Below are 6,000 nucleotides of genomic sequence, written 5' to 3' on the forward strand. Positions count from 1 at the left end.
CTTTCAGCCGCGCGGCGCCCTTGCGGGCCAAGACAACATCAGGCCACGTACGGGTGACGCAGCAGGATGGTTTCGTCGCGATCCGGACCGGTCGAGATCATGTCGATCGGGATGCCGACCACTTCCTCGACGCGCTTCAGGTAGGTGCGAGCCTGTTCCGGCAGCGCATCCCAGGCCTTCACGCCAAAGGTGGATTCGTTCCAGCCCGGGAATTCCTCGTACACCGGCACGCAGCGCGCCACGGCATCCGAGCCACGCGGCAGGATGTCGACGGTCTTGCCGTCCAGCTCGTAGCCCACGCAAAGCTTGAGGGTTTCGAGGCCATCCAGCACGTCGAGCTTGGTCATGCAAAGACCAGACACGCCGTTGATCTGCACCGAGCGCTTAAGCGCGGCCGCGTCCAGCCAGCCGGTGCGGCGCGGACGCCCGGTCACCGAGCCGAATTCCTTGCCGACGTTGGCCAGGCGCACGCCCACCGGGTCCTGGCGCTTGGGGTTGTCGTTGTCGTACAGCTCGCTGGGGAACGGGCCTGCGCCCACGCGGGTGCAGTAGGCCTTGGTGATGCCCAGGATGTAGTTCAGGCGGCCCGGGCCAACACCGGCGCCGGCGGCGGCCGCACCGGCCACGCAGTTGCTGGAGGTGACGAAGGGATAGGTGCCGTGGTCGACGTCAAGCAGCGTGCCTTGCGCGCCTTCGAACATCAGATTGCCGCCGGCAGCGTTGACCGCGTACAGCTCGGCCGACACGTCGGCCACCATCGGGGCCAGGCGCGGCGCGTAGGCCAGCATTTCGTCCAGGGTCTTCTGGTAATCGACGGCTTCCGCGCCCAGGTACTGGGTCAGCATGAAGTTATGCAGGTCGAGGTTCTCGCGCAGCTTCTCGGCGAAGCACTTGGGATCGAACAGGTCCTGCACGCGCAGCGCGCGGCGGGCCACCTTGTCTTCGTAGGCCGGGCCGATGCCGCGGCCGGTGGTGCCGATCTTGTCGGCGCCACGGCGCACTTCACGGGCCTTGTCGATGGCAACGTGGTACGGCAGGATCAGCGTGGTCGCTTCGGAAATGCGCAGGCGGTTCTGCACTTGCAGGCCGGCGGCTTCCAGTTCCTCGATCTCACGGAACAGCGCCTCCGGCGACAGCACGACGCCGTTGCCGATGTAGCAGATCGTGCCTTCGCGCATGATGCCCGAGGGGATCAGGCGCAGGATGGTCTTCTTGCCGCCGATGATGAGCGTATGGCCAGCGTTGTGGCCGCCCTGGAACCGCACCACGCCCTTTGCATGATCGGTAAGCCAATCGACGATTTTTCCCTTGCCTTCGTCACCCCATTGGGTGCCGATCACGACGACATTGCGTCCCTGGCTTACTGCAGAAGCGGACATGTTGATTTTGGTCAGTGGGTTAAAAACGTATTTTACTCTCGTTGCTGGTCAACTCCCCGATTTTGGGGAGATCGGCCTGCAACGCGGGGGAATTCCGCGGCCTGGCGCTTGCGCTCAGGCCCCGGCGCTGCGCGGAATCACCGTCCAGCCGCCATCCTGGCGGACCAGTTGGCGGTCGCAGTTGAACTCGTCGAGCTGGTGCGTATGGCCCGGCAGCGACTGGATGACGATCTCGCCGGCGGCGCGCAGCGCGGTAATCGCGGCACGCAGGGCGGGATCCGCATCCCACGGCGCGAAAATGGCAAACGCGCGTACTTCCAGCGGCGAAAGCGAGGCAACCTCGCGCAAATCCAGCGAGAAGCCGGTTGCAGGCCGCGCGCGGCCAAAGGCCTCGCCGACCTTGTCGTAGCGGCCACCACGCGCCACATAGTTGGGCAAGCCAGCCACATAGGCCGTGAACATCACGCCGCTGTGATAGTGATAGCCGCGCAGGTCGGACAGATCGATGTTGACGCTCGCCCCGCTCACCTCGGCGGCCAGCGCGGCGAGTTCGTCCAGCGCGCGGCCGATCATCGGGCTCGCCGGCAGGGTCGCGCGGGCGCGCTCGATCACTTCCACACCGCCGTACAGCGTCGGCAGCGCCAGCAGCGCATCGCGCTCGGCCTGCGGCATGCCTTCGGTCAACTCGCGCAGCGCCGAGACATCCTTGGTTTCCAGGGCCGCGAACAGCGCATCCTCGATCTTGCGGCTGGATGGCAGTCCGTCCAGCAAGGCTTCCAGGATGCCCGCATGGCACAGGTCGAGACGAATCTCGGTCAGGCCGGCAACCTGCAACGTGGCCAGCATCAGGGCCTGGATCTCGACATCTGCTTCCAGGCCGGCATGGCCGTAGATCTCCGCGCCAACCTGGATCGGCTCGCGGGTTGCGCGAAAGCCCGCCGGGCGGGCGTGCAGCACATTGCCGGCGTAGCACAGCCGGGTCACGCCGGAGCGGTTCAGCAAGTGGGCATCGATGCGGGCTACCTGTGGCGTGATGTCGGCGCGCAGGCCCATGGTGCGCCCGGAGAGCTGGTCGACCAGCTTGAGGGTGCGAAGGTCGAGGTCGTGCCCGGTCCCGGTGAGCAGCGATTCCAGATATTCCAGCATCGGCGGCATGACCAGCTCATAGCCGTAGGTGCGGAACAAGTCCAGCATGCGGCGGCGCAATTCTTCGATCTTGCGGGCCTCCGACGGCAGCACGTCGGCGATGTTTTCAGGCAGGAGCCAGTGATTGGACATGGTAAATCTCTTCACTTCACACAGTTGCCGGGCGGCCTTGAGCCACCCGTTGAAATTCGATCCCGCCGCGCGCCGTGCCGGGGGCGCCGGCCGCAAGCGGGGAACCAGTCACCTGGCAGGGCGGATGAGACGGCAGCGGCGCCCCTGGATCAGCTTCCGCTGCCACCCCTCCAGCCGGACAAAACCCCGGCAAGCCGGGGTTTTGTCGAAGCGCCTAGCGGACGGAGCCGCCTAGCTTAGCGACGGCTCGCCGGAGGCGCTGCCGCCGGCGCCGCCGCGCCGCCCGACGACCGCATGTAGCGGAAGAAGTCGGAATTGGGTTCCAGCACCAGCACGTCGCGCTTGTCGCGGAACGTATTGCGGTAGGCCTCCATACTGCGCCAGAACTGCGCGAACTGGGGATCGCGGCCAAACGATTCGGCGTAGATCTGCGACGCGCGGGCATCGCCCTCGCCCTTGATCTTCTGCGCATCGCGATAGGCCTCGGCCAGCACGACTTCACGCTGACGGTCCGCATCGGCGCGGATCTTCTCGCCTTCGGCCGCGCCGGTGGAGCGCAGCTCGTTGGCCACGCGCTTGCGCTCGGCTTCCATGCGGCGATACACCGACTCGCTGATCGCGGGCAGCAGGTCGACACGCTTGAGGCGCACGTCGATGATCTCGACGCCCACGGACTGCGCGTAGTCGGCCATCGCGGAGCGGATATTCTGCATCACCTTCTCACGCTCGCCGGCCACCAGCTCCGCCACCGTGCGCTTGCCGAATTCCTCGCGGGCGACGGAGTCGATACGCTGGGTCATGCGGTCCTGTGCGCCGCGGATGTTGCCATTGAAGGCCACGAAGAACTTGCGCGGATCGGTGATGCGCCATTTGACGAACCAGTCCACCACCATGCTCTTCTTCTCGGCCGTCAGGAAGCGCTCCGAAGCGGCCACGTCGATGGTCAGCAGGCGGCGATCCATGAAGATCACGTTCTGCAGCGGGGGCGGCAGCTTGAAGTGCAGGCCGGGCTCACGCACCACCTGCTTGATCTCGCCAAAGGCGAACACCACGGCGTACTGCCGCTGGTCCACCACGAACACCATCGAGGAGCCGATCGCCAGCACGATGAAGAGGCCGATTACTACGGAAATCAGTCGGTTCATGTCGGGGCTCCTCAGCGCGAATCGCGGTCACGGTTGCGCAACAGCTCGCGCGACCGGTTATCGCTGCTGGCATCGGGCGCGGGAGACGTGCCGCCGCCCGCGGCAGGGGCCTGCCCAGCGCCGGCAGCCGGCGCGCGGGCATCCACCTGGGATTGCGACATCAGCTTGTCCAGCGGCAGATAGAGGAGATTGTTGCCCTGGCGTGAATCCACCAGCACCTTGGTCGAATTGGTATAGATCTGCTGCATGGTCTCGATATAGATGCGATCGCGCGTCACCTGCGGGGCCTTGGCATACTCGGCCTGGACCTGGCGGAAACGCGAGGCATCGCCTTCGGCCTGGGCTGTTACCCGCGCCTTGTAGGCTTCGGCTTCTTCGTTCAGGCGCGCGGAGGTACCCTTGGCGCGCGGAATCACGTCATTGGCGTAGGCCTGGCCTTCGCTGATGGCACGTTCACGGTCCTGGCTGGCCTTGTTGACATCGTCAAAGGCGGCCTGCACCTGCTCGGGCGGCTGCACGCTCTGCACGTTGACCGAAATCACGCGGATGCCGGTCTTGTACGCGGTCAGGATCGACTGGATCGACGTGGCCAGGTTCTGGGCAATCTGCTCGCGGTTCTCGTAGAGCACCGCGTCCATCTTGTTGCGCCCGACGATCTCGCGCACCGAGGTCTCGGCAGCCTGGGTCACCAGTTCCTCGTCGCCGCCGCGGTCGGTCTTGTTGTAGAACAGGAATTCGCTCGCGTCCTGGATGTCGTATTGCACCGTGAAGCGGACGTCGATGATGTTCTCGTCCTGCGTCAGCATCGACGCGTCCTTCAGGTTGCTGTCCTTGATCGAGGTGGCACGGCCCACTTCAACCGAGCGCACGCCCGACAGGTTGACGATCTCGGCGGACTGGATCGGGTACGGCAGGCGCCAGTTGATACCCGGGCCCGTGGTGTACTTGAACTTGCCGAACTGGAGGATGACGGCGGTCTGGCCTTCCTGCACCATGAAGAAACCGCTGGCCAGCCAGATGCCGATCGCCGCGATCACCACCACGCCGGCGCCGATCCCCGAGCCCTTTCCCGGCGTGCGCGCACCGCCGCCGAAGCCCTGGTTGCCGCCACTGCCGTTCTCCTTGCGGCCGAGCAGGCCGTTCAGGCGACGGTTGAAATCGCGCCAGAGCTCATCGAGATCGGGGGGACCATCCTGGGGCGGACGCTGGTTTTGCTGGCGATTGTTGTCGCGGCTATCCTTGTCCTTGTCTTTGTCTTCGTCATCCGGGCCGCCCCGACCCCAACGTGGATCGTTCAACGACAGGATCGCGCGCAAACGCTGCCAGGCCGTTCGCGACGGTGCATGGCCGCCGTTGCGGCCACCTGCGCGGCTGCCAAAGGCATGGCTCGATTCAGAATTCCGGGGAAACAGGGGCATGAAGTGCACGGGTCCGGGATAGTTGGAACAAGGGGATTCTAACAGTCATCGACGCCACTTTTGCCCATTTGGGGCAATCTGGCCGCGATTTCCGTCGAACTGGCTCACTGCGTGTCGGGTTCTTCCGGATCCACCCGGGTGTCCTCGCCATCGAAATCGCCGAAGGCATCGCCATCGGCGTCTGCGTCGGGGTAGGACTGCGCATCCGCCAGGCGCGGGTCCAGCGGGGGGCGTTCGGGCGGGCGCTCGGCCAGCCAGCGCGCCACTTCCACCAACGCCTCGCGCAAGGTATCCAGACCAATGCCGTCGCGCGCGCTGACGAACACGCGGGTCGGCACGCCCTCCTCGTTGCACTCCACCCGGGGGCCCTGCTCGAGCAGTTCCGGCGATGCGTCGATCTTGTTCATCACCACGATCTGCGGGATGTCGTCAGCATTGATTTCGGCCAGCACGCGGTTGACCTGCTCGACCTGCTCATGGCGCACGGGGCTGGAGGCGTCGACCACGTGCAGCAGCAGGTCCGCATGCACGGTTTCCTCCAGCGTGGCGCGGAATGCGGCCACCAGCTGGGTCGGCAGGTCGCGGATGAAGCCCACGGTATCCGACAGGACCACGTTGCCCACGCCGTCCAGGTACAGCCGGCGCGAAGTGGTATCCAGCGTGGCGAACAGCTGGTCGGCGGCATAGGCGCGCGCCTTGGTCAGGGCGTTGAACAGCGTCGACTTGCCGGCGTTGGTATAGCCGACCAGCGAGATGCTCAGGGTGTCGTTGCGCGCGCGC

5 protein-coding genes are annotated in these 6,000 nt (G+C 65.7%); all 5 read right to left on the bottom strand.

Annotation, left to right across the window (positions count from 1 at the left end; translation table 11 throughout):
* Positions 1–38: 38 nt before the first annotated feature.
* Positions 39–1,379, bottom strand: coding sequence for an adenylosuccinate synthase (locus ACYP5B_RS35900; RefSeq protein WP_400097536.1), 1,341 nt, complete (start codon positions 1,377–1,379; stop codon positions 39–41).
* A gap of 114 nt (positions 1,380–1,493) precedes the next feature.
* Positions 1,494–2,657, bottom strand: coding sequence for an ATP phosphoribosyltransferase regulatory subunit (locus ACYP5B_RS35905; protein WP_267603614.1), 1,164 nt, complete (start codon positions 2,655–2,657; stop codon positions 1,494–1,496).
* Positions 2,658–2,893: 236 nt separating this feature from the next.
* Entirely contained in the window at positions 2,894–3,802 is a 909-nt protein-coding gene (gene hflC, locus ACYP5B_RS35910) for a protease modulator HflC (protein WP_267603615.1), read from the bottom strand.
* 11 nt (positions 3,803–3,813) lie between these two features.
* Positions 3,814–5,220, bottom strand: coding sequence for an FtsH protease activity modulator HflK (hflK, locus tag ACYP5B_RS35915; protein WP_459572813.1), 1,407 nt, complete (start codon positions 5,218–5,220; stop codon positions 3,814–3,816).
* A 104-nt stretch (positions 5,221–5,324) separates the two neighbouring features.
* Positions 5,325–6,000 (bottom strand): GTPase HflX (gene hflX, locus ACYP5B_RS35920; protein ID WP_459572815.1); only part of this gene is annotated, 676 nt, incomplete at its 5' end.

It is taken from the genome of Cupriavidus sp. 8B (assembly GCF_054589115.1).